Origin of the sequence: Rhizobium sp. NLR10b, from assembly GCF_019685435.1 — a bacterium.
GTDB lineage: Bacteria > Pseudomonadota > Alphaproteobacteria > Rhizobiales > Rhizobiaceae > Rhizobium.
In genome coordinates this window covers 124,397-148,386 of sequence record NZ_JABDWV010000005.1, presented here as the reverse complement: position 1 = coordinate 148,386, position 23,990 = coordinate 124,397, and the positions used below count along the sequence as shown (strand labels likewise).

Genomic DNA, 23,990 nt, shown 5'->3' with positions numbered 1-23,990 from the left:
TCGGGAACAGCAAGCCGCACAACGATGCGCGCCGGATAAAAAGAGCAATATGTCGATCAAAGCCAGCATCTATCACCTGACGCACTATACCTACGACAAACCGGTCCGGCTCGGCCCACAGATCATCCGGTTGAAACCGGCCTCGCATTCGAAGACGCGGGTGCTCAGCCACTCGCTGAAGGTCACGCCCGCCAACCACTTCATCAACCTGCAGCAGGACCCCTACGGCAACTACCTCGCCCGCTACGTCTTCCCCGACCCCGTGACCGAGTTCAAGATCGAGGTCGACCTGGTTGCCGACATGACGGTCTATAATCCCTTCGACTTCTTCGTCGAGGAGGAGGCGACCAGGTGGCCGTTCGACTATCCTGAAACCATTCGCGAGGATCTGTCGATCTACATGACGCCGGAACCGGCCGGTCCGCGCCTGAAAGCGCTGCTGCCGACGCTCGACTGGTCGCCGGGCCAGCCAACGATCGATATGGTCGTCGGTCTGAATGCCCGCCTGCAGCGGCAGATCGGCTATGTCATCCGCCTGGAAACCGGCGTGCAGACGCCGGAAGAGACGCTGGAAAGCGCCAAGGGCTCCTGCCGTGACACCAGCTGGCTGCTCGTCCAGATCCTGCGCCACCTCGGCCTTGCCGCCCGCTTCGTCTCCGGTTACCTCATCCAGCTGACCCCGGATCTGAAGGCGCTCGACGGCCCTTCCGGCACCGAAGTCGATTTCACCGACCTGCATGCCTGGGCCGAGGTCTATCTGCCCGGTGCCGGCTGGGTCGGCCTCGATCCGACCTCCGGCCTTCTGACCGGCGAAAGCCATATCCCACTTGCAGCAACGCCGCATTACCGCAACGCCGCCCCGATTTCCGGCGGCTATTTCGGCGAGGCCGAAACCGCATTCGCCTTCGATATGAAGGTCTCGCGCGTCGCCGAACATCCGCGCATCACCAAGCCCTTCTCCGATGAAAGCTGGGATGAGCTCAACGAACTCGGCGAGAAAGTCGACCGTGTCCTCGAAGCCGAGGATGTGCATCTGACGATGGGCGGCGAGCCGACCTTCGTCTCGATCGACGATTTCCAGTCCGAGGAATGGAACACCGCCGCCGTCGGCCCGGCCAAGCGCGAAAAAGCCGACAGCCTGATCCGCAGGCTGCAGGAACGCTTCGCCCCCGGCGGCTTCCTGCATTACGGCCAGGGCAAATGGTATCCGGGTGAAAGCCTGCCGCGCTGGACCTTCTCGCTCTACTGGCGCCGCGACGGCAAACCGGTCTGGCAGAACCTCGATCTGGTCGCCGCCGAGGGCAAGGACACCGGCGTCACCGCAGAGGATGCCGAGAAGTTTCTGACGGCCATCGCAAAAGAATTGGCGATCAAGCCTGACATGGTGCAGCCGGCCTATGAGGATCCGGCCGACTGGATCATCAAGGAGGGCAACCTCCCCGAAAACGTCGATCCGGCGAATTCGAAGCTGAAGGATCCCGAGGAGCGCAACCGTATCGCCCGGGTGTTTGCCCGCGGCCTGACCGTCCCCACAGGTTACGTCCTTCCGGTCCAGGCATGGAACGCCAGGGCGGCTGAAAGCCGTGTGTGGATCAGCGAGAGATGGAACACCCGCCGCGGCAGGATCTTCCTCGTTCCAGGCGACAGTCCGATCGGCTATCGTCTGCCGCTCGGCACCCTGCCCTATGTGCCCCCGGCGCGTTATCCCTATATCTATCCCGCCGATCCGACGATCCCGCGTGAACCGCTGCCGGACGTTTTTGTACCGGCCGGTCGGGCCATGCCGGAAGCCTCCTTCCAAGCCGGCGAGAGCAATCGCAGCCGGATCGAACAGACGCTCGGCGACATCGCCGGCGCCGTGCGCACCGCTATGTCGGTCGAACCGCGCGACGGCAGGCTCTGCGTCTTCATGCCGCCGGTCGAACGCATCGAGGATTATCTTGAGCTGATCGCCGCGGCCGAAAACGCCGCCGCCGAACTGAAGCTTCCGGTCCATATCGAAGGTTACCCGCCGCCGCAGGACGAGCGCATCAATGTCATCCGCGTCGCTCCCGATCCCGGCGTCATCGAGGTCAATATCCATCCGGCCTCGAACTGGAAGGAATGCGTCGATATCACCACGGCGATCTACGAGGAGGCGCGCGCCACCCGGCTCGGCGCCGATAAGTTCATGATCGACGGTCGTCATACCGGGACAGGCGGCGGCAACCATGTCGTCGTCGGCAGCGCCAATCCGAACAACAGCCCCTTCCTGCGCCGTCCCGATCTCTTGAAGAGCGTCGTCCTCCATTGGCAGCGCCACCCCTCGCTCTCCTACCTCTTCTCCGGCATGTTCATCGGCCCGACCAGCCAGGCGCCGCGCATCGATGAAGCCCGTCACGACAGCCTCTACGAGCTGGAAATCGCCATGGCGCAGATCGCCGCGCCCGGCCGCGGCCAGCCACCGCTGCCCTGGCTCGTCGACCGGCTGTTCCGCAATCTCTTGACCGACGTCACCGGCAACACCCACCGCGCCGAGATCTGCATCGACAAGCTGTTTTCGCCCGACGGCCCGACCGGCAGGTTGGGTCTCATCGAGTTCCGCGGCTTCGAGATGCCGCCGAACGCACGCATGTCGCTTGCCCAGCAGTTGCTGGTGCGCGCGCTGATCGCCCGCTTCTGGGTCAACCCGGTCGACGGCAAGTTCGTCCGCTGGGGCACGACCCTGCACGACCGTTTCATGCTGCCGCATTTCGTCTGGGCCGATTTCCTCGACGTGCTTGCCGACCTTCGCCAAAACGGTTTCGACGTCAGCCCGGAATGGTTCAAGGCCCAGCTCGAATTTCGCTTCCCCTTCTGCGGCGAAGTCGAATACGAGGGCTCGAAGCTGGAACTGCGCCAGGCGCTGGAACCCTGGCACGTCATGGGTGAGCAAGGCGCGATCGGCGGCACGGTACGCTATGTCGATTCGTCCGTCGAACGCCTGCAGCTACGCTTCGAAACCAGCAATACCGCGCGCTACACCGTCACCTGCAACGGCCGCGTCCTGCCGCTGACGCCGACCGGCACGTCGGGCGTATCGGTCGCCGGCGTCCGCTATAAGGCATGGCAGCCGGCCTCCGGCTTGCATCCGGTGTTGCCGATCAACACACCTTTGACTTTCGACATTTATGATACATGGTCGAAGCGTTCGATTGGCGGCTGCATCTATCATGTTGCCCATCCGGGCGGCCGGACCTATGACACCTTCCCGGTCAACGGCAACGAGGCGGAAGCAAGGCGGCTCGCCCGCTTCGAGCCGTGGGGGCATACGGCGGGCGGGTTTATTCCGCGCGCCGAGACGGGTTCGCCTGAATTCCCGCTGACGCTGGATCTGAGGCGGCCCGCCGGCATTTGAGGCCCCGGGGTAAAGGCCGAGGGTGAGGTTGGGTTTTGATGGGTAAGAGACCGGCAGCGGAGCGCAGGGAAGAGGCTGGAGATCGCATCGGCAAGGATGCGGCCTTCGACTATGCGACGCTTCCCGGCTCCGCCGACGAAATGGTCGACAATAAGGGCGCGGTCCGCCCCGTCTGGCAGCGTTTCCTCTCGCATCTCGGCGCAATGCCGGAAAAGGATCTCGCCGAGCGTTTCGCCCGCGCCGACCGCTATCTCAGGGATGCCGGCGTCTTCTATCGCGCCTATGGCAGCAAGGGCACCGGCGAACGGGCCTGGCCGATCTCGCATATTCCCGTGCTGATCGATGAACGCGAATGGCAGGCGCTGTCGGCGGGCCTTGTCCAGCGCGCCGACCTGCTGGAGGCGATCATTGCCGATATCTACGGCGAGAACCGGCTGGTGGAGGAAGGATTCCTGCCGCCGGCGCTGATCGCCGCTAATCCTGAATATCAGCGCCCGCTGGCCGGCATCCGGCCGGCATCCGGCCACTATCTTCACTTCTGCGCCTTCGAGATCGGCCGCGGCCCTGACGGCAACTGGTGGGTGCTGGCAGACCGCACCCAGGCTCCCTCCGGCGCGGGCTTTGCGCTTGAAAACCGCGTCGCGACGACCCGGGCCTTCTCGGATGTCTACGCCGAAACGCCCGTCCACCGCCTCGCCTCCTTCTTCGGCGCCTTCCGTGATGCGCTGCAGGACATGAAACATTCGGGCGACGACCGCATCGCAGTGTTGACGCCAGGCCCGGCCAACGAGACCTATTACGAACACGCCTACATTGCCCGCTATCTCGGCTTCATGCTGCTCGAGGGTGAGGATCTCGCTGTCGTCAAGGGCCGCGTCATGGTGCGCACTGTCGCCGGCCTGAAGCCGATCGGCGTGCTCTGGCGCCGCCTCGATTCAGCCTTTGCCGACCCGCTGGAGCTGAACCAGAATTCACATATCGGCACGCCCGGTCTGGTAGAGGCGCTGCGCGCTGAAAGCGTCACCATCGTCAACGCGCTCGGAACGGGGATTCTGGAAACCCGGGCGCTTCTAGCCTTCATGCCGACCATCTGCCGGCATTTGCTGGGGCAGGATCTGAAACTGCCGTCGATCGCCACCTGGTGGTGCGGCCAGAAGGAAGAGCGCGAGCAGGTCGCCAAGAATATCGAGAAAATGGTGATCGGCCCGGCCTATTCCCGTGCGCCCTTCTTCGACGACAACGGCGAATCCGTGCTCGGCTCGTCGCTGCGGGCGACCGCCAAAGATTCCATCGCCGACTGGCTGAATTCGGACGGCCCGAAGCTGGTCGGCCAGGAAGTCGTCACGCTGTCGACGACGCCCGCCTGGGTGAATGGCAAACTCGTGCCGCGGCCGATGTCGCTGCGCGTTTTCGCTGCCCGCACGGCAAACGGCTGGCAGATCATGCCCGGCGGTTTTGCCCGCATCGGCTCCGGCGCCGACGTCTCGGCGATCGCCATGCAGTCTGGCGGTGCAGCTGCCGACGTCTGGATCGTCAGCGACAAGCCGGTCGAGCGCCACACGCTGCTGCCGGCAGAAGGCAGCTTCACCCGCAACATGCCTGGCAGCCTGCCGAGCCGGGCGGCCGACAACCTGTTCTGGCTCGGCCGCTACATCGAACGTGCCGAAGGGGCGCTGCGCATCCTGCGCGCCTGGCATGCGCGTTTTGCCGAAGCCGCCGATCCGGGCCAGCCGCTGCTCGCCGACGTCTCCGCCTATCTCGCGGCCGTCGACATCGATACCGCCGAGCCCGTGCCCGAAAGGCTCCTGCGCAACATCGACAGCGCCGTCTATTCGGCGAGCAACATCCGCGACCGCTTCTCGCCCGATGGTTGGCTCGCCCTCAACGATCTCGCCAAGACCGCCCGCCGCTTTCACGCCACCGTCACTGCCGGCGATGACGCCAGTCATGCGATGACAATTCTCTTGCGCAAGCTCGCCGGCTTTGCCGGCCTCGTGCACGAAAACATGTACCGCTTCATGGGCTGGCGTTTTCTCTCGCTCGGCCGCTATATCGAGCGCGGCCTGCACATGACGCGCCTGCTCGGCCACATGTCCGGACCAGAAGCACCCGACGGCGCGCTGGACATGCTGCTGGAGATCGGCGACAGCGTCATGACCCATCGCCGCCGCTACAACGTCAACACCGCGCGGCTGACCGTCACCGACCTGTTGGCGCTCGACCCTCTCAACCCCCGCTCAATCCTCTTCCAGGTGAACGAGATCCATCATGAGGTCGAGCAATTGCCGAACGCCCTGATCAATGGGCAGATGTCGCCCTTCTACCGCGAGGCGATGCGGCTTCATTCCGGTCTGGCGGTGATGACGCCCGAGGGCATGGGGGTCGAGGTCTACCAGCGGCTCGAACGCGAACTGGAGCAGCTTTCGGATCTGCTCGCCCAGACCTATCTCGGGTGACGGCAGTGCTTTACGATCTCTCGCTCCGCATGGGTTACAGCTACGACGTGCCGGCCTCCGGCGCTCGCCATATCATGCGCCTGATGCCGTTGTCGCTCGCCAACCGGCAACGCCTGGTCGCCGGCTCGATCACCGTCTCGCCGACGCCGGACGAGCAGTCGCATTTCGTCGACTTCTTTCAACACCCCGCCACCTCCTTCATGCTGCGGACGGCGCATGAGACGCTCGACATTCGCATGCAGGCCCGTGTGCAGGTCGAAAGCCAGCCGATCGCCGCCGATTTCTCGCCGCTGCTTGCCGGGCTGCCGGAGGAAATATCAGGCGTCTGGTCACTGGCGCCGGATTCACCGCATCACTTTCTCGGCGACAGCCCGCGCCTGACCCAGGCCCGCGAGATTGGCGATTATGCACGAAGCTGCGTCACGCCCCGGCTGACAGTCGTGCAGATCGCCCATGCGCTCTGCGCCCGCATCAATAAGGATTTCAGTTACGATTCCGACGCGACGACGGTGGACACGACCCCGCTCGAAGCGTTCAGGCTGAAGCGCGGCGTCTGCCAGGATTTCACCCACGTCATGATTCTGGCGCTCAGAAGCCTCGGCATCCCGGCCGGTTACGTCTCCGGCTTCCTGCGTACCATTCCACCGCCCGGCAAGGAACGGCTGGAAGGAGCAGATGCGATGCATGCCTGGGTGCGGGCCTGGTGCGGCGAGACGATCGGCTGGATCGAGCTCGACCCGACCAACGACATCCCTGCCGGCACGGATCATATCGTCGTCGCCTATGGCCGGGACTATTCCGACGTGGTTCCCGTTATCGGCGTTTTGAAAAGCTACGGCGGTCAACGTGCCGTTCAGGCGGTCGACGTAATCCCGCTGAAATGATCCCAAAACTGGAAAAATCAGCCGATTCGTTAAAAGTCTATTGACGCCGTAAGGGCGGCGTAAAGAAGCAGCGTGCGTAAATTACCTCACAGGGTTTCCAGTTGGGTGAACATGATGAGCACCTCCATTTTGCATCCCTGCCTGCGTCGCATGTTCAGCGATCGAGGCGGTAATTTCGGTATCATGACGGCGATCTTGGCGCCGGTTCTTCTCGGCGCTGCCGGCATGGCGATCCAGGTCGGTGATATGCTCCTCTCGAAACAGCAATTGCAGGAGGCGGCCGACTCAGCCGCGCTTGCGACCGCCACCGCACTGGCGAATGGCACGATCCAAACGTCTGGGGCCGAAGCCTTCGCCCGGAATTTCGTCGCGGGGCAGATGGCGAATTATCTGCAGAGCGGTGCCGACATCAAGAGCACAACGAGCGTCAATGTCCAAACGACGACTTCGGGCAAATCGACATCCTACCAAGTGACGGTTTCGCCGAGTTACGACCTCACGGTCAACCCACTCATGCAGGCGGTCGGCTTCAGCACGCAACACCTCTCGGCTTCCGGCACCACTGTTGGCGGCCATTCGCAGACCCAGGGCTCCATCTCGATGTATCTGGCGCTCGATAAATCGGGATCGATGGGAGAGGATACCGCGACAGTTAACGAGGAAGATCCGACGGAATCGTACACCTATGACTGCAATCCTCATTTGAACAAGCACGGCAAGACCATCTACGACACCTGCACGGGCAGCCGCACGAACTACTATACGAAAATAGAGGCGCTGAAGATCGCCGCCGGCAATCTCTTCGGCCAGTTGAGCAGCGCCGATCCCAACGCCCAATACGTACGCACTGGCGCAGTCTCTTACGATATCGTTCAATATACACCCAGTAGTCTCGCCTGGGGGACTGCCGGTGTATCGAGCTACGTCAATGCGCTTCAGTCAGGAGGCGGCACCAATTCGAGCGGCGCGATGAGCACGGCCTATTCATCCCTGACGGCAAAAAATGCCGCGGGGAACGATGCCGAGGACGCCGCCCATAAGCTGAAGACTGGCCAAATACCCAAAAAGTACATCGTCTTCATGACAGACGGAGACAACAACAACGATAGCAGCGGCGGCCGTTCATATGACACCCTGACCAAGGCAACATGTGACACGGCGAAGTCCAAGGGCATCGAAATCTATACGATTGCCTTTATGGCACCCGCTGGCGGACAGACGCTGCTGCATTATTGCGCCTCCGACGACTCCCATTATTTCCAAGCTGAAAAAATGGAAGACCTCCTTGCCGCCTTTAAGGCGATCGGTGCGAAAGCCTCCGCTCAGCTGACACGTCTGACGAACTGAGCATACCGCCACGAAAAAGGGGCAAAGGAAAGCCGCGCCGGAACAACCCGGTGCGGCTTTCGGCTGTCGCTGCCGGCCAGCAGATCGGGAAAGGCGATTGAAATCAATCCTCCGCGGCAATGTGAATATGACGGTTTCCCAAATTTTCCGTTTGTCCAAATCCTTTGTTGCAAGTGCTTCCCAACGATGCATAAACTGTCGCAAGCGCAGGCGACAAATCGATTAAATCAGGCATAACACCCTGATACAAAATTAAAATTGGCGAGATCTGACCATGAATACCGTTTCCAAGCCGGTTATCCCCTCTCCCGCTCCCCGCAGCTCAAGGCCGGAAATTCTCGCCGAAGAAATCATCGAACGCCTGACCTATCGCATCGGCAAGGATGCCAAGGTGGCAAAGCCGCATGACTGGCTGACAGCGACGATCCTGGTGGTGCGCGACCGCATCATCGACAAGTGGATGGCCTCCACCCGTGAGGTCTATGCGACCGGAGCCAAGCGCGTCTATTATCTTTCTCTCGAGTTTCTGATCGGCCGCCTGATGCGCGATGCCGTCTCGAACCTCGGCCTGATGGAAGAGGTGCGCGATGCGCTGAGCTCCCTCGGCGTTGACGTCAACGTCATCGCCGGTCTGGAGCCGGACGCCGCGCTCGGCAATGGCGGCCTCGGCCGTCTGGCCGCCTGTTTCATGGAAAGCATGGCGACGGTCGATGTTCCGGCCTATGGCTACGGCATCCGCTACGTCCACGGCCTGTTCCGCCAGCAGATGGCCGACGGCTGGCAGGTGGAACTGCCGGAGAACTGGCTCGCCCACGGCAATCCCTGGGAATTCGAACGGCGCGAGAGCGCCTATGAAATCGGTTTCGGCGGCGCCGTTGAATTCATCACCACCCATGACGACCAGCCGCGCTACGTCTGGAAGCCGGCCGAGCGCGTTATCGCCGCCGCCTTCGACACGCCGGTCGTCGGCTGGCGGGGAAAACGCGTCAACACGTTGCGCCTCTGGTCAGCGCAGCCGATCGACCCAATCCTGCTCGATGCCTTCAACGCCGGCGACCACATCGGCGCGCTGCGCGAAAGCAACAAGGCCGAGAGCCTGACCCGCGTCCTCTATCCTGCCGACGCTACCCCTGCCGGCCAGGAATTGCGGCTGCGCCAGGAATTCTTCTTCTCCTCGGCCTCGCTGCAGGACATTCTGCGCCGCCACCTGCAGCAATATGACGATTTCACCTCGCTGCCAGACAAGGTGGCCATTCAGTTGAACGACACCCATCCGGCCGTCTCGGTCGCCGAGCTCGTGCGTCTGCTCTGTGACGTGCACGGCATGGATTTCGACCAGGCCTGGGATATCACCCGCCGCACCTTCTCCTACACCAACCACACGCTTCTGCCGGAAGCGCTGGAAAGCTGGCCGGTTCCGCTGTTCGAGCGGCTGCTGCCGCGCCACATGCAGATCGTCTACGCGATCAATGCCAAGATTCTGCTCGAAGCCCGCAAGGGCAAGAACTTCTCCGACAGCGAGATCCGTTCGATCTCGCTGATCGAGGAAAGCGGCGACCGCCGCGTGCGCATGGGCAATCTCGCCTTCATCGGCTCGCACTCGATCAACGGCGTCTCGGCCCTGCACACCGACCTGATGAAGGTCACGGTCTTTGCCGACCTGCACAAGCTCTATCCCGACCGCATCAACAACAAGACCAACGGCATCACGCCGCGCCGATGGCTGCAGCAGTGCAATCCCGGCCTCACCGGTCTGATCCGCGAGGCGATCGGCGATGCGTTCCTCGATGATGCCGAGAAGCTGCGCCCGCTCGAGGCGCATGCTTCCGATCCGAGCTTCCAGCAGAAGTTCGCCGCGGTGAAGCGGGCCAACAAGGTGGCGCTTTCCAACCTCGTCGCCAGCCGGATGGGCGTGAAGCTCGATCCGTCGGCGATGTTCGACATCCAGATCAAACGCATCCATGAATACAAGCGCCAGCTTCTGAACATCATCGAAGCGGTTGCCCTCTACGACCAGATCCGCTCGCATCCCGAGCTCGATTGGGTGCCGCGCGTCAAACTCTTCGCCGGCAAGGCGGCGCCGAGCTATTACAACGCCAAGCTGATCATCAAACTGATCAACGACGTCGCCCGCACGATCAACAACGACCCATCGGTGCGCGGCCTGCTGAAGGTCGTCTTCGTGCCCAACTACAATGTCTCGCTCGCCGAGGTCATGGTTCCCGCCGCCGACCTTTCCGAGCAGATCTCGACCGCCGGCATGGAAGCCTCAGGCACCGGCAACATGAAGTTCGGCCTCAACGGCGCGCTGACGATCGGCACGCTCGACGGCGCCAATGTCGAAATGCGCGACAATGTCGGCGAAGACAACATCGTCATCTTCGGCCTCAGGGCCGATGAGGTCGCCAAGGTCCGCAGCGATGGCCACAACCCCCGCGCCATTATCGAGGGATCCCGCGAACTCTCCCAGGCGCTCTCGGCCATCGGTTCCGGCGTCTTCTCACCCGATGACCGCAATCGCTACGCGGCGCTGATCGACGGCATCTATTCGCATGACTGGTTCATGGTCGCCGCCGATTTCGACGCCTATGCCCAGGCCCAGCGCGACGTCGATCAGATCTGGACCAACCAGTCCGCCTGGTACACGAAGACGATCAACAATACCGCACGGATGGGCTGGTTCTCCTCCGATCGCACGATCAGGCAATATGCAGACGAAATCTGGAGAGCCGGATGAAAACGCCGAAAACCGTCCCTGAAGTAAAGCTTTCCTGGGAAATTTCGGCAGATGAAATCACGGCGATCCTTGCCGGTTCGCATTCCAATCCCTTTGCCGTTCTAGGTGTGCACCAAGCCGGCGACGCTTTCGTTGCCCGGTGTTTCATCCCGGGCGCGGAAGAAGTGACCGCCATGACGCTCGACGGCAGCGTCATCGGCGAATTGAATCGGCTCCACGCTGATGGCCTCTTCGCCGGGCCGGTTTCGCTCGCCAAACTGCAGCCGGTGCGCTATCGCGCCCGGCGCGGCGATGCCGAATGGGCAGTCACCGACCCCTACAGCTTCGGGCCGGTGCTCGGGCCGATGGACGATTATTTCGCCCGCGAAGGTTCACATCTGCGCCTGTTCGACAAGATGGGCGCCCATCTCATCAAACATGACGGCGCCCAGGGCATCCACTTCGCGGTCTGGGCGCCGAACGCCCAGCGCGTCTCCGTCGTCGGCGATTTCAACGGCTGGGACGGCCGCCGCCACGTCATGCGCTTTCGCGCCGACAGCGGCATCTGGGAAATCTTCGCTCCCGATGTACCGCTCGGCGTCGCCTACAAGTTCGAGATCCGTGGCCACGACGGCGTATTGCTGCCGCTGAAGGCCGATCCCTTCGCCCGCCGCAGCGAACTCAGACCGAAGACCGCCTCGATCGCCGCTGCCGAGTTGGAGCAGGTCTGGGAGGACGAGGCCCATCTGAAGCACTGGCGCGAAATCGACAAGCGCCGTCAGCCGATCTCGATCTATGAGGTGCATGCCGGCTCCTGGCAGCGCCGGCAGGACGGCACCATGCTTTCCTGGGACGAGCTCGCCTCCAGCCTCATCCCCTATTGCGTCGACATGGGCTTCACCCATATCGAATTCCTGCCGATCACAGAACATCCCTATGACCCTTCCTGGGGCTACCAGACGACGGGCCTTTACGCACCGACCGCCCGCTTCGGCGAGCCGGAAGGCTTCGCCCGTTTCGTCAACGGCTGCCACAAGGTCGGGATCGGCGTCATTCTCGACTGGGTGCCGGCGCATTTCCCGACCGACGAACACGGACTCGGCTGGTTTGACGGCACGGCGCTCTACGAGCACGAAGACCCGCGCAAGGGCTTCCATCCGGACTGGAACACGGCGATCTATAATTTCGGCCGCACCGAAGTGGTTTCCTATCTGGTCAACAACGCCCTCTATTGGGCCGAGAAGTTCCATCTCGACGGCCTGCGCGTCGATGCCGTCGCCTCGATGCTCTATCTCGATTATTCCCGCAAGCATGGCGAATGGATCCCGAACGAATATGGCGGCAACGAGAACCTCGAAGCTGTCCGTTTTCTGCAGGACCTCAACATCCGCATCTATGGCCAGCATTCCAACGTCATGACCATCGCCGAGGAATCGACCTCCTGGCCGAAGGTTTCGCAACCCGTGCATGAAGGCGGCCTCGGTTTCGGCTTCAAATGGAACATGGGCTTCATGCATGACACGCTGAGCTACATGAAGCGCGACCCGGTGCACCGCAAGCACCACCACAACGAGCTCACCTTCGGCCTCCTCTATGCCTATTCGGAAAATTTCGTCCTGCCGCTGTCGCACGACGAGGTCGTTCACGGAAAGGGCTCGCTGATCGCCAAGATGCCGGGCGACGACTGGCAGAAGTTCGCCAATCTGCGCGCCTATTACGCTTATATGTGGGGCTATCCCGGCAAGAAGCTCCTGTTCATGGGCCAGGAATTCGCCCAGTGGAGCGAGTGGAGCGAGGATCGGTCGCTCGACTGGAACCTGCTGCAATACCGTATGCACGAGGGCATGCGGCGTCTGGTGCGCGACCTCAACTTCACCTATCGCAGCAAGCCCGCCCTGCATGAGCGGGACTGCGAGGGCGATGGCTTCGAATGGCTGATTGCCGACGACAGCGAGAATTCCGTCTTCGCCTGGCAGCGCAAAGCCCCGGGCCAGAAGCCGATCGTCGTCATCACCAACTTTACTCCCGTCTATCGCGAGAATTATCTCATACGTCTGCCGCTTGCAGGCCGCTGGCGGGAGATTCTGAATACCGATGCCGACATCTATGGCGGCAGCGGCAAGGGCAATGGCGGACGCGTGCAGGCCGTCGATGCCGGCGGCAATATCACCTGCTCGATCACGCTGCCGCCCTTGGCGACAATCATGCTTGAACCTGAAAATTAAGACTGGTGGGAGGAGAAAATGGTAGAGAAGCGTATTCAGCCACTTGCCCGCGATGCAATGGCCTATGTTCTGGCCGGCGGCAGGGGGAGCCGTCTCAAGGAACTCACCGACCGACGCGCCAAGCCCGCCGTCTATTTCGGCGGCAAGGCCCGCATCATCGACTTCGCTCTGTCGAACGCGCTGAACTCGGGCATTCGCCGCATCGGCGTCGCGACGCAATACAAGGCGCATTCGCTGATCCGTCACATGCAGCGCGGCTGGAACTTCTTCCGCCCTGAGCGAAACGAAAGCTTCGACATCCTGCCTGCCTCGCAGCGCGTTTCCGAAACGCAGTGGTATGAAGGCACCGCCGACGCCGTTTATCAGAACATCGATATTATCGAGGATTACGGCGTCGAATACATGGTCATTCTCGCCGGCGACCATGTCTACAAGATGGACTATGAATACATGCTGCAGCAGCATGTCGATTCCGGCGCGGACGTGACGATCGGCTGCCTGGAAGTGCCGCGCATGGAAGCAACCGGCTTCGGCGTCATGCATGTCAACGAAAAGGACGAGATCTTCGCCTTCATCGAAAAGCCCGCCGATCCGCCGGGCATTCCGGACAAGCCGGATTTCGCGCTCGCCTCAATGGGCATCTACGTCTTCCACACCAAGTTCTTGCTCGATGCGCTGCGCCGCGACGCCGCCGACCCGAACTCGAGCCGCGATTTTGGCAAGGACATCATTCCCTATATCGTCAAGAACGGGAAGGCGGTCGCCCACCGCTTCGCCAAATCCTGCGTCCGCTCCGATTTCGAACACGAGCCCTACTGGCGCGACGTCGGCACGATCGACGCCTACTGGCAGGCCAATATCGATCTGACGGCCATCGTCCCGGAACTCGATATCTACGACAAGTCCTGGCCGATCTGGACCTATGCCGAGATCACCCCGCCGGCGAAATTCGTCCATGACGACGACGACCGCCGCGGCTCGGCCACCTCCTCCGTCGTCTCGGGCGACTGCATCATCTCGGGCGCCAGCCTCAATAAGAGCCTGCTCTTCACCGGCGTCAGGGCCAATTCCTTTTCCAAACTGGAAGGGGCGGTCATCCTGCCGAACGTGAAGATCGGACGGCGTGCACAGCTCAAGAATGTGGTGATCGACCATGGCGTCGTCATTCCGGAAGGCCTTGTCGTCGGCGAAGACGCCGAGCTCGACGCCAAGCGCTTCCGACGGACGGAAAGCGGCATCTGCCTGATCACGCAACCGATGATCGACAAGCTGGATATCTGACTTATGAAAGTTCTTTCGGTTTCGTCCGAAGTCTTCCCCTTGATCAAGACAGGGGGCCTGGCCGATGTGTCCGGCGCCCTGCCGATTGCTCTGAAAGCCTTCGGGGTCGAGACCAAGACCCTCCTGCCCGGCTACCCCGCCGTCATGAAGGTCATTCGCGACCCCGTCGTCAGGCTCGAATTCCCGGACCTGCTCGGTGAGCGGGCAACCGTGCTCGAGGTTGAACACGAGGGCCTCGATCTCCTCGTCCTCGATGCCCCGGCTTATTACGACCGGCCGGGCGGCCCCTATCTCGATCCGCTCGGCAAGGATTATCCCGACAATTGGCGTCGTTTCGCCGCCCTGTCGCTCGCGGCTTCAGAGATCGCCGCCGGTCTGCTGCCCGGCTGGCGGCCGGATCTCGTCCATACCCATGATTGGCAAGCGGCGCTGACCTCGGTCTACATGCGCTATTATCCGACGCCGGAACTGCCGAGCGTGCTGACGATCCACAACATCGCCTTCCAAGGCCAATTCGGCTCCGACATCTTTCCCGGCCTGCGCCTACCCGACCATGCCTTCGCCGTCGACGGCATCGAATATTACGGCACGGTCGGCTTCCTCAAGGGTGGCCTGCAGACCGCCCATGCGGTCACGACCGTCAGTCCGACCTATGCCGACGAGATCCTGACACCCGAATTCGGCATGGGGCTCGAAGGCGTCATCGCCACCCGCATCGACGATTTGCATGGCATCGTCAACGGCATCGATACCGATGTCTGGAACCCGGCGACCGACCCCGTCGTCCACACCCATTATGGCCCGACGACGCTGAAGAACCGCGAGGAAAACCGCCGCTCGATCGCCGAGTTCTTCCACCTCGACAATGACGATGCGCCGATCTTCTGCGTCATCAGCCGCCTCACCTGGCAGAAGGGCATGGATATCGTCGCCAACGTCGCAGACCAGATCGTCGCCATGGGCGGCAAACTCGTCGTGCTCGGCTCCGGCGAAGCTGCGCTTGAAGGTGCGCTGCTTGCCTCCGCCAGCCGCCATCCCGGCCGCATCGGCGTCTCGATCGGCTATAACGAACCGATGTCGCACCTGATGCAGGCCGGCTGCGACGCGATCATCATCCCGTCGCGCTTCGAACCCTGCGGCCTCACCCAGCTTTACGGCCTGCGGTATGGCTGCGTGCCGATCGTCGCCCGCACCGGCGGATTGAACGACACCGTGATCGACGCCAATCACGCCGCACTTGCGACGAAAGTGGCAACCGGCATACAATTCTCACCCGTGACCGAAACGGGCATGCTACAGGCAATCCGCCGTGCCATGCATTTTTACGCGGACCGAAAACTCTGGACCCAATTGCAAAAGCAAGGCATGAAATCGGATGTCTCCTGGGAGAAGAGCGCCGAACGCTACGCTGCCCTCTATTCAAGCCTCGTCTCGAAAGGCATGTGACCTAAAATGATCAAGTCCGTACCCACCACGCCCTATCTGGACCAGAAACCCGGCACTTCGGGTCTGCGTAAGAAGGTTCCGGTCTTCCAGCAGCCGAACTATGCGGAGAATTTCATCCAGGCCATCTTCGATTCGCTGGAAGGCTATCAGGGCAAGTGCCTCGTCATCGGCGGCGACGGACGTTACTACAATCGCGAGGTCATCCAGAAGGCGATCAAGATGGCCGCCGCCAACGGCTTCGGCAAGGTGATGGTCGGCAAGGGCGGCATTCTGTCGACGCCGGCCGCGTCCCACATTATCCGCAAGTACAAGGCCTTCGGTGGCATCATTCTGTCGGCCAGCCACAATCCCGGCGGCCCGACCGAAGACTTCGGCATCAAATACAATATCAACAATGGCGGCCCGGCGCCGGAAAAGATCACCGACGCGATCTACGCCCGTTCCAAGACGATCGATAGCTACAAGATCGCCGATTTCGCCGACGTCAATCTCGACCGTATCGGCAAGGACGAGCTTCCCGGCGGTATGATCCTCTCGGTCATCGATCCGGTCGAGGACTATGCCGCGCTGATGGAAGAGCTGTTCGATTTCGGCGCCATCCGCAATCTGATCAGCCTCGGTTTCCGCATCGCTTTCGACGGCATGAGCGCCGTCACCGGCCCCTACGCCAAGGAGATCTTCGAAAATCGCCTTGGCGCGCCCCTCGGTTCGGTGCGCAACTTCATGCCGCTGCCGGATTTCGGCGGCCATCATCCCGATCCGAACCCGGTTCACTGCAAGGAACTCTTCGATGAGATGATGGGCGAGGACGCGCCCGATTTCGGAGCCGCGTCCGACGGCGACGGCGACCGCAACCTCATCATCGGCCGCGGCATCTTCGTCACCCCCTCCGACAGCCTGGCGATCCTTGCCGCCAACGCCAATCTCGCCCCCGGCTATTCCGGCGGTCTCGCCGGCATCGCCCGCTCGATGCCGACATCGGGCGCGGCCGACCGCGTCGCTGAAAAACGCGGCATCGGCATGTATGAGACGCCAACCGGCTGGAAGTTCTTCGGCAACCTGCTCGACGCCGGCATGGCGACGATCTGCGGTGAGGAGAGCTCCGGCACCGGCTCCAATCATGTCCGTGAGAAGGACGGCCTCTGGGCCGTGCTGCTGTGGCTGAACATCCTTGCCGTGCGTGGCGAGAGCGTCGCCGACGTCGTCACTCAGCACTGGCAGACCTACGGCCGCAACTATTACTCGCGCCACGACTATGAAGGCCTGGACACCGGCGCGGCGAACGGCCTGATGGACAATCTCCGCAGCCAGCTCTCCACCCTCCCCGGCAAGAGCATCGGCAGCCTGAAGGTCGAGAAGGCAGACGATTTCGCCTATCACGATCCGATCGACAAGTCGGTCAGCGAGCATCAGGGCATCCGCCTGCTCTTCGAGGGCGGCTCCCGTGTCGTCTTCCGCCTGTCGGGCACCGGCACGTCTGGCGCAACCTTGCGCGTCTATATCGAGCGCTACGAGCCGGATTCGACTCGTCACAACATCGAAACGCAGGAAGCGCTCGCAGATCTGATTGCGGCCGCCGAAAGCATTGCCAGCATTCGTGAGCGCACGGGACGCGATGAGCCAACCGTGATCACCTGATCCGGGGGGACCATGCGGGACAGCAATTCGGCGCGGGGCGCGATCGTCTTCGAGACCGGCGTCGAATTTGCGGTGTGGTCGCATCATGCCGCGCAGATCGAACTCTGCCTCTTCGAAGATGACGGCAACAAGGAATTCGCGCGCCTGCCGATGGCCCGCGATGGCAACCACATCCATCGCCTCTTCGTCGACGGCCTCCGGCAAGGCGCCCGCTACGGCTATCGCGCCGACGGCATCTATGCGCCCGACAACGGCCTCTGGTTCGATCCGTCAAAACTGCTGATCGACCCTTACGCCAAGGAGATCGACCGGCCGTTCCGTTACGATCCCCGCCTCGGGCTCTACGGCGAAGACAGCCAGGATCTGATGCCGAAGGCGATCGTCACCACCGACACCCCAGCCACAATCGACAAGCCACTCTTCGAGCCGGGCGGTTTTATCTATGAAGTGGCGGTGCGGCCCTTCACCATCCTTCACCCCGATGTGCCGGAAACCGAACGCGGCACGGTCGCAGCCCTTGCCCATCCCTCCGTTATCGCGCATCTGAAGCGAATCGGGGTCGATGCGATCGAACTGATGCCGATTACCGCCTGGATCGATGAGCGCCATCTGCCGCCGCTCGGCCTCACCAACGGCTGGGGCTACAACCCCGTCGGCCTGATGGCGCTCGATCCGCGGATCGCCCCCGGCGGCATGGCGGAGCTGTGCAACACCGTTGCCGCTATCCATGCCGAAGGCATCGCCGTCATCCTCGATCTGGTCTTCAATCATACCGGCGAGAGCGACCGCTATGGCACCACGCTGTCGCTGCGCGGCCTCGACAATCTGCATTATTACCACCACGCCCAAAACAGCCCCGGCGAACTCATAAACGACACCGGCACCGGCAACACGATCGCCTGCGATCATCCCGAGGTCAGGCGCCTCGTCATCGACAGCCTGCGCCATTTTGTCCTCAATGCCGGCGTCGATGGTTTCCGCTTCGATCTCGCCCCGGTGCTGGGCCGCACCGCGACCGGGTTTGAGCGCGACGGAGGAACGCTTGCCGCAATCTTGGCGGACGACGTGCTCGCCGACCGGATCATGATCGCCGAACCCTGGGATATCGGTCCGGGCGGTTACCAGCTCGGCAACTTCCCGCCGCCCTTCCTCGAATGGAACGACAGGGTTCGTGACGATCTGCGCTGTTACTGGCGGGGCGACCAGTGGAAGACCGGCTCGCTCGCGACGGCGCTTGCCGGTTCCTCCGACATCTTCTCCGGCAACGACGGCAAAGAGACGCGCAGCGTCAACTTCCTCGCCGCCCATGACGGCTTCACGCTGATCGACCTCGTCTCCTATGCCGGCAAGCACAATGACGCCAATGGCGAGCACAATCGGGACGGCCACAACGAGAACCATTCCTGGAACAATGGGGTTGAAGGCGAGACCCTCTATCCCACAATTCGCAAGCGCCGGATCAATGACGTGATGGCGCTGATATCGACGCTCTTTGCCACCCGTGGCAGCATCATGCTGACGGCGGGTGACGAAGGCGGCCGCAGCCAGCGCGGCAACAACAACGCCTATTGCCAGGACAACGAAATCACCTGGCTGGACTGGAAGGCGCTGAACGAGGATCTCATCGCGCATACCGCGTTCGTCGCAGGGTTGCGCCGCCGCTTCACAGTTTTCTCCGAAACACGCTTCCTCTCCGGCAACGGCGATGTCGAATGGATCTCGCTCTCCGGCGAACCGATGACCGTTGCCGAATGGGAGACGCCGTCGCTTTCGACGCTCGGCATGCTGCTCGCCACCGGCGACCGCTCCTCGCGCGGCAGAAACACCCGGCTTGCTGTGCTTTTCAATCGCTCGGAGAGCCGCCAGCTCTTTGTGCTTCCGTCGGAAAACGAGCCGGGCTGGAGCCAACTGACCCCGGAGGGAGCGAAGAAGCCCGACGCCAGCGTGACCGTCGAGCCACGCTCCGTCGCCTTTTTCGTAGAAAAATGACCGCCTCCTCACACTCACGCAAATCCTTGTCGCAATCGTCATAAATGCACGATAAGGCTTGGCCCGGCGGCTTTTCTCACGAGGAATTCATGGTCACGGAAATTTCACTCTCCGACGTGCGGGGATTGATCGGCATGGAAACGGGTCTTTCGGATTGGATTACCGTCGACCAGACAATGATCGACGCTTTTGCGGGGGCGACCGACGACCATCAGTTCATTCATGTCGATCCCGGGCGCGCGGCCGCTGAAAGCCCCTTCGGCGGCACCATCGCCCATGGCTTCCTGACGCTGTCCCTGCTGTCGGCGATGAACTACAATTGCCTGCCGAAAGTGCGCGAGCAGACCATGGGCATCAACTACGGCTTCGATCGCGTCCGCTTCATGACGCCGGTCAAGAGCGGCGCCCGCGTGCGCGGCCGTTTTCTGCTCTCCGACGCCCGCTTCCGGGGCGGCGGCATGCTGATGACCACCTACGACGTGACGATCGAGATCGAAAACGAGAAGAAGCCGGCACTGACGGCACGATGGATCACCATCATCCAGTTCGACCCGAAGGACCGGCCGGAAGACGCGTAGGAAAGCGCCGCTATCCTACGCGCCCGGAAACGACTTCGCCGCATCCAGCACGGATGCCGCCCATTGGTACGAAATGGGCGGCACTGTCATTTGCGACCCTGAAAATCTCATCCGGTTAGGCAGCGGGCTTGGAAGCCTCAATGGCCGGCATCTTCCGCCGCCTCGGCCAAGAGCCCGAAGACGTAATCGGAAAACGACCGCCAGCACTCCACCCGGAACGTATCTTCTTCCGTCCGGAAAAGTACGATCTCCGCCTTGCCGAAGACCGTGCGCGAGGCAGCACCGACCGGAAAGGACGACAGCGACAGGTCCTGCGGGCAGCCGGCCGCAAGCGTGGTCTGCGCACCCGGCCCCGAAACGATGACCGCCACGTTGCGGTGGGAGACATCTGTCGCGGAATGCAGCGCGCCGGCGCTGGAACATGCCGCCATCAGATCGCCGCCGGCCTCGTCGATCAACAGCCACTCGTCCGGCCCGATCCAGAGCGCCGAGCGCGCACCGGCGCGGCCGGACGTTTTCGGAGCGATCGGCACAGACAGGCCGAGAGCCAAAGAAAGTGCTTTGAGCGATCCAGCGGGCGCGCGCAGCGCCACGCGGCTCGCGGACGGTGCGACGGACAGGCGCACGGTGGCGGAGCCGCCGAGACGGCCGGCCAGCGCCGGCTTGCGAATTGCGACATCAGCCATGGATGCGGCCTCCTTCCTTGTCAAAGAACACCAGATCCGTCACTTCGACGGCGATCGTCCGGTCCGGCATCGGCACATAAAGCGTCTCGCCCATCCGCGCCCGGCCGCCGGCGACCAGCGCGAAGGCGATCGACCTGCCGCAATTTTCCGACCAATAGGCCGATGTGACATGGCCGAGCATCGTCATCGGCTTCGGCTCATTCGGGCTCGCGACGACCTGCGCGCCTTCTTCGAGCACCAGCTTCGGATCCTTGGTGACGAGGCCGACGAGCTGCTTGCGCCCCTCCTTAACGAGGTCCGGCCGCTGCAGCCCGCGAATGCCGACGAAGTCCTTCTTCTTCTTCGAAACGGCCCAGGCGACGCCCGCGTCGTCAGGGGTCACGGTCCCGTCCGTATCCTGGCCGACGATGATATAGCCCTTCTCGGCGCGAAGAACGTGCATCGTCTCCGTACCGTAGACGCAGGCGCCGAGCGGTTCGGCATTGGCCCAGACCGCTTCGAGCACCGACTGGCCGTAATCGGCCGGCACGTTGATTTCGAAACCGATTTCACCGGTGAAGGAAACGCGGAAGAGCCGCGCTGGTACGCCGCAGACCGTGCACTCGGCGACACTCATATGCGGGAAGGCCTCGTTGGAAAGATCGACGCCTTCGACGAGAGGTTCGACGATCTCGCGCGCCTTCGGCCCTTGTATGGCGATGACTGCCCATTGTTCAGTCACCGAGGTCAGCCATACCTTCAGATCCGGGAATTCCGTCTGCAGGTAATCTTCCATGTGATGGAGAACACGCGGCGCTCCGCCTGTTGTCGTCGTCACATGGAAACGGTCCTCCGCCAGACGACCGACGACGCCGTCGTCATAAACGAAGCCGTCCTCACGCGTCATGATGCCGTAGCGCGCCTTGCCGGGCTTCAGCGTGTCCCAGGCATTGGTGTAGATGAGATTGAGGAATTTCGCCGCATCCGGGCCTACGACCTCGATCTTGCCGAGCGTCGATGCGTCGAAGATACCCGCCGACTCGCGGGCCGTCCGGCACTCGCGCGCAACCGCCTGGTGCATGCTCTCGCCCGAGCGCGGATAGAACCAGGCGCGTTTCCAGTTGCCGACATCCTCGAAAACAGCGCCATGCGCTTCTTCCCAGCCGTGCAGCGGCGTCTTGCGCGTCGGATCGAACAACTTGCCGCGCGAATGGCCGATCAGCGTACCATAGGTCACCGGCGTATAGGGCGCGCGGAAGGTGGTGAGACCGACTCGCGGGATTTCCTTGCCGAGCATTTCGGCGGCGATCGCCAGGCCATGCATATTGGAAAGCTTGCCCTGGTCCGAGGCCATGCCGTTGGTCGTAAACCGCTTGATATGCTCGATCGAGTGCATGCCCTCGCGCACGGCGAGGCGGATATCCTTGGCGCAGACATCGTGCTGGAAATCGATGAAGGCCTTGGCATTCGTCTTTGGGCCGGCGCCTTCGGCAGCACCGATCATCCCGCCGGTCCAGTCATAGGGCTGCTCGGCCGAGATCGTGATCTTGCCGCCGCCGCTCTTGCCAGCGGCCTGCGCCATCAGTTCGCCGGCGGCAAGCGATTCCTCGACCGTCCGCTGCAGGTCGTCGGTGCCGTTGCAGGCGCCGACAGACAGGCAATCCTGCGCATAGGTGCCGGGCAGGAAGCGCTGACTTTCCGCCTCGAAGGCCACCTTGCCGCGCGACTGCGAGAACAGATGCACCGACGGCGTCCAGCCGGCCGAAACCAGAAGCGCATCGACCGCGATCTTGTGCGGCGAACCGCCGCCGTTGCGCGCCACCGTCATCGATGAGATGCGCAGCCGCCCCGCCGTATTGACGACCGACTGGCCGGTGAGCACGTCGATGCCAAGCGCACGCGCCTCCGCCAGTACCGCCGCTCCCGGCGCCTGTCTGCAGTCGACGATGGCGGCGACCGAGATACCGGCCCGCTTGAGATCGAAAGCCGCCTCGTAGGCGGAGTCATGCGCCGTGTAGATGCCGACATTGCTTCCGACGGCAACGCCGTAATGATTGAGGTACATCCGCCCCGCCGAAGCCAGCATGATGCCGGGCCGGTCGTTGTTCGGAAATACCATATGCCGCTCGATCGCGCCGTTGGCGAGGATTACCCGCTTGGCGCGGACCTGCCAGAGCCGCTCGCGCGGCAGATCGCTCGATGGTTTGGCGATATGATCGGTGACGCGTTCGGCAAGGCCGACGAAATTGTGGTTGTAGTAACCGAAGGCGGTCGTGCGGATGAGCACTTCGACATTGTCCATCGCCTTCAACCGCGCCACGGTTTTCTGCGCCCAGGCGTAACCATCCTGTCCGTCGATCCTGACGCCGGCATCGTAGCGCAGCGCACCGCCGGCTTCCGCCTGCTCGTCGCAAAGGATCACCTTCGCACCGGTCTGGGCCGCTGCCAGCGCCGCCGAAAGTCCGGCCACACCGGCGCCGACCACCAGCACGTCGCAATGGGCGTAGCGGCTGGCATAATGGTCCGGATCCTCCTCCGTCGGCGCGACGCCGAGGCCGGCAGCGCGACGGATGAACGGCTCGTAGACATGTTTCCAGGCGGAGCGCGGCCACATGAAGGTCTTGTAGTAGAAGCCGGCGGCGAAGAACGGCGACATCAGGTTGTTGACCGCGCCGACGTCATAGGCAAGCGAAGGCCAGCGGTTCTGCGACTGGACGATCATGCCGTCGAAGACTTCCTGCACCGTGGCGCGCACGTTCGGCTGCTTGCGCGCCTTGTCACGGGCGACGTCGATCAGCGCGTTCGGCTCTTCGGCCCCTGCCGAGAGGATGCCGCGGGCCCGGTGATATTTGAACGAACGGCCGACGAGATGAATGCCGTTGGCGATCAGCGCCGAGGCGACAGTATCGCCTTCTAGCGCGGTATAGCTCTGGCCGTCGAAGCTGAAGCGCGCGGTCTTTGCAGGCGTCAGACGCCCCTTGCCGACGATACGATTGGCACCGCTCATTGCGCCTCTCCTTCCACGGCTTCATAGGTCTCGACAGGCCCGTGCTGTTCGGCCTCGGCACCGATCCGCGGCTTCGGCTCGCCTGCCTTGTAGGTCATGATGAACTTGTCGCTCACCGTATCGCGCGCCGCGTTGAAGAAGCGGCCGCAGCCGTGAATATGCCGCCAGCGCTCGAAGATCAGCCCCTTCGGGTTGTCACGCAGAAAGAAATACTCTTCGAATTCCTCATCCGAGATCGAGGCGATATCGGCCGGCCGCGCGATATGCGCGTCACCCGCGCCGCGGAATTCGAGTTCGGAACGCTCTTCCTGACAATAAGGGCAATGGATCAGCAGCATATGAAATTTCCTTCTCCTCCCTTTCTCCCCAGCAGGGAGAAGGT

General features: G+C 62.5%; 14 protein-coding genes. 11 read left to right on the top strand and 3 right to left on the bottom strand.

All coding sequences use genetic code 11. The features are described from left to right. The first annotated feature begins 49 nt into the window (after nt 1–49). From HJB91_RS09640 to HJB91_RS09590, 11 genes are all read left to right on the top strand, one after another. Entirely contained in the window at nt 50–3,376 is a 3,327-nt protein-coding gene (locus tag HJB91_RS09640) for a DUF2126 domain-containing protein (protein WP_221154531.1), read from the top strand. A gap of 38 nt (nt 3,377–3,414) precedes the next feature. Next, a complete protein-coding gene (locus HJB91_RS09635; protein ID WP_221154530.1) occupies nt 3,415–5,832 on the top strand; it encodes a circularly permuted type 2 ATP-grasp protein in 2,418 nt (805 codons plus the stop codon). Continuing rightward, complete coding sequence (locus HJB91_RS09630) at nt 5,829–6,716, top strand: transglutaminase family protein (RefSeq protein ID WP_221154529.1); 888 nt, start codon at nt 5,829–5,831, stop codon at nt 6,714–6,716. The genes HJB91_RS09635 and HJB91_RS09630 overlap by 4 nt, the downstream gene beginning before the upstream one ends. A gap of 114 nt (nt 6,717–6,830) precedes the next feature. Next, entirely contained in the window at nt 6,831–8,063 is a 1,233-nt protein-coding gene (locus HJB91_RS09625) for a TadE/TadG family type IV pilus assembly protein (RefSeq protein WP_210629833.1), read from the top strand. Between the two features lie 274 nt (nt 8,064–8,337). Then, nucleotides 8,338–10,800: a glycogen/starch/alpha-glucan phosphorylase gene (locus tag HJB91_RS09620; RefSeq protein WP_210629832.1), complete on the top strand. Its 2,463-nt coding sequence runs from the start codon at nt 8,338–8,340 to the stop codon at nt 10,798–10,800. After that, the gene (gene glgB / locus HJB91_RS09615; protein ID WP_210629831.1) at nt 10,797–13,004 is read left to right on the top strand and encodes a 1,4-alpha-glucan branching protein GlgB; all 2,208 of its coding nucleotides are present in this window, start codon (nt 10,797–10,799) and stop codon (nt 13,002–13,004) included. The genes HJB91_RS09620 and glgB overlap by 4 nt, the downstream gene beginning before the upstream one ends. 18 nt (nt 13,005–13,022) lie before the next feature. Continuing rightward, nucleotides 13,023–14,285, top strand: coding sequence for a glucose-1-phosphate adenylyltransferase (glgC, locus tag HJB91_RS09610; RefSeq protein WP_221146397.1), 1,263 nt, complete (start codon nt 13,023–13,025; stop codon nt 14,283–14,285). A 3-nt stretch (nt 14,286–14,288) separates the two neighbouring features. Further along, nucleotides 14,289–15,731, top strand: a complete 1,443-nt coding sequence (gene glgA / locus HJB91_RS09605; protein WP_210629829.1) for a glycogen synthase GlgA — start codon at nt 14,289–14,291, stop codon at nt 15,729–15,731. Between the two features lie 6 nt (nt 15,732–15,737). Continuing rightward, entirely contained in the window at nt 15,738–17,369 is a 1,632-nt protein-coding gene (locus HJB91_RS09600; RefSeq protein ID WP_210629828.1) for an alpha-D-glucose phosphate-specific phosphoglucomutase, read from the top strand. 12 nt (nt 17,370–17,381) lie between these two features. Continuing rightward, complete coding sequence (glgX, locus tag HJB91_RS09595) at nt 17,382–19,358, top strand: glycogen debranching protein GlgX (RefSeq protein ID WP_221154528.1); 1,977 nt, start codon at nt 17,382–17,384, stop codon at nt 19,356–19,358. A gap of 89 nt (nt 19,359–19,447) precedes the next feature. Further along, nucleotides 19,448–19,936: a MaoC family dehydratase gene (locus tag HJB91_RS09590; protein WP_210629826.1), complete on the top strand. Its 489-nt coding sequence runs from the start codon at nt 19,448–19,450 to the stop codon at nt 19,934–19,936. A 137-nt stretch (nt 19,937–20,073) separates the two neighbouring features. Here HJB91_RS09590 and HJB91_RS09585 read toward each other — a convergent pair whose 3' ends face one another. Genes HJB91_RS09585 through HJB91_RS09575 form a run of 3 tightly spaced genes read right to left on the bottom strand, consistent with a single transcriptional unit; the run spans nt 20,074 to nt 23,946 of the window. Then, the gene (locus HJB91_RS09585; protein WP_221146395.1) at nt 20,074–20,622 is read right to left on the bottom strand and encodes a sarcosine oxidase subunit gamma; all 549 of its coding nucleotides are present in this window, start codon (nt 20,620–20,622) and stop codon (nt 20,074–20,076) included. After that, nucleotides 20,615–23,608 carry a sarcosine oxidase subunit alpha gene (locus HJB91_RS09580; protein ID WP_221154527.1) on the bottom strand — a complete coding sequence of 998 codons (2,994 nt, stop codon included), beginning with the start codon at nt 23,606–23,608 and terminating at the stop codon, nt 20,615–20,617. The genes HJB91_RS09585 and HJB91_RS09580 overlap by 8 nt, the downstream gene beginning before the upstream one ends. Then, nucleotides 23,605–23,946 carry a sarcosine oxidase subunit delta gene (locus HJB91_RS09575; RefSeq protein ID WP_210629823.1) on the bottom strand — a complete coding sequence of 114 codons (342 nt, stop codon included), beginning with the start codon at nt 23,944–23,946 and terminating at the stop codon, nt 23,605–23,607. Before HJB91_RS09575 ends, HJB91_RS09580 begins: the two co-directional genes overlap by 4 nt. Nucleotides 23,947–23,990: the final 44 nt, after the last annotated feature.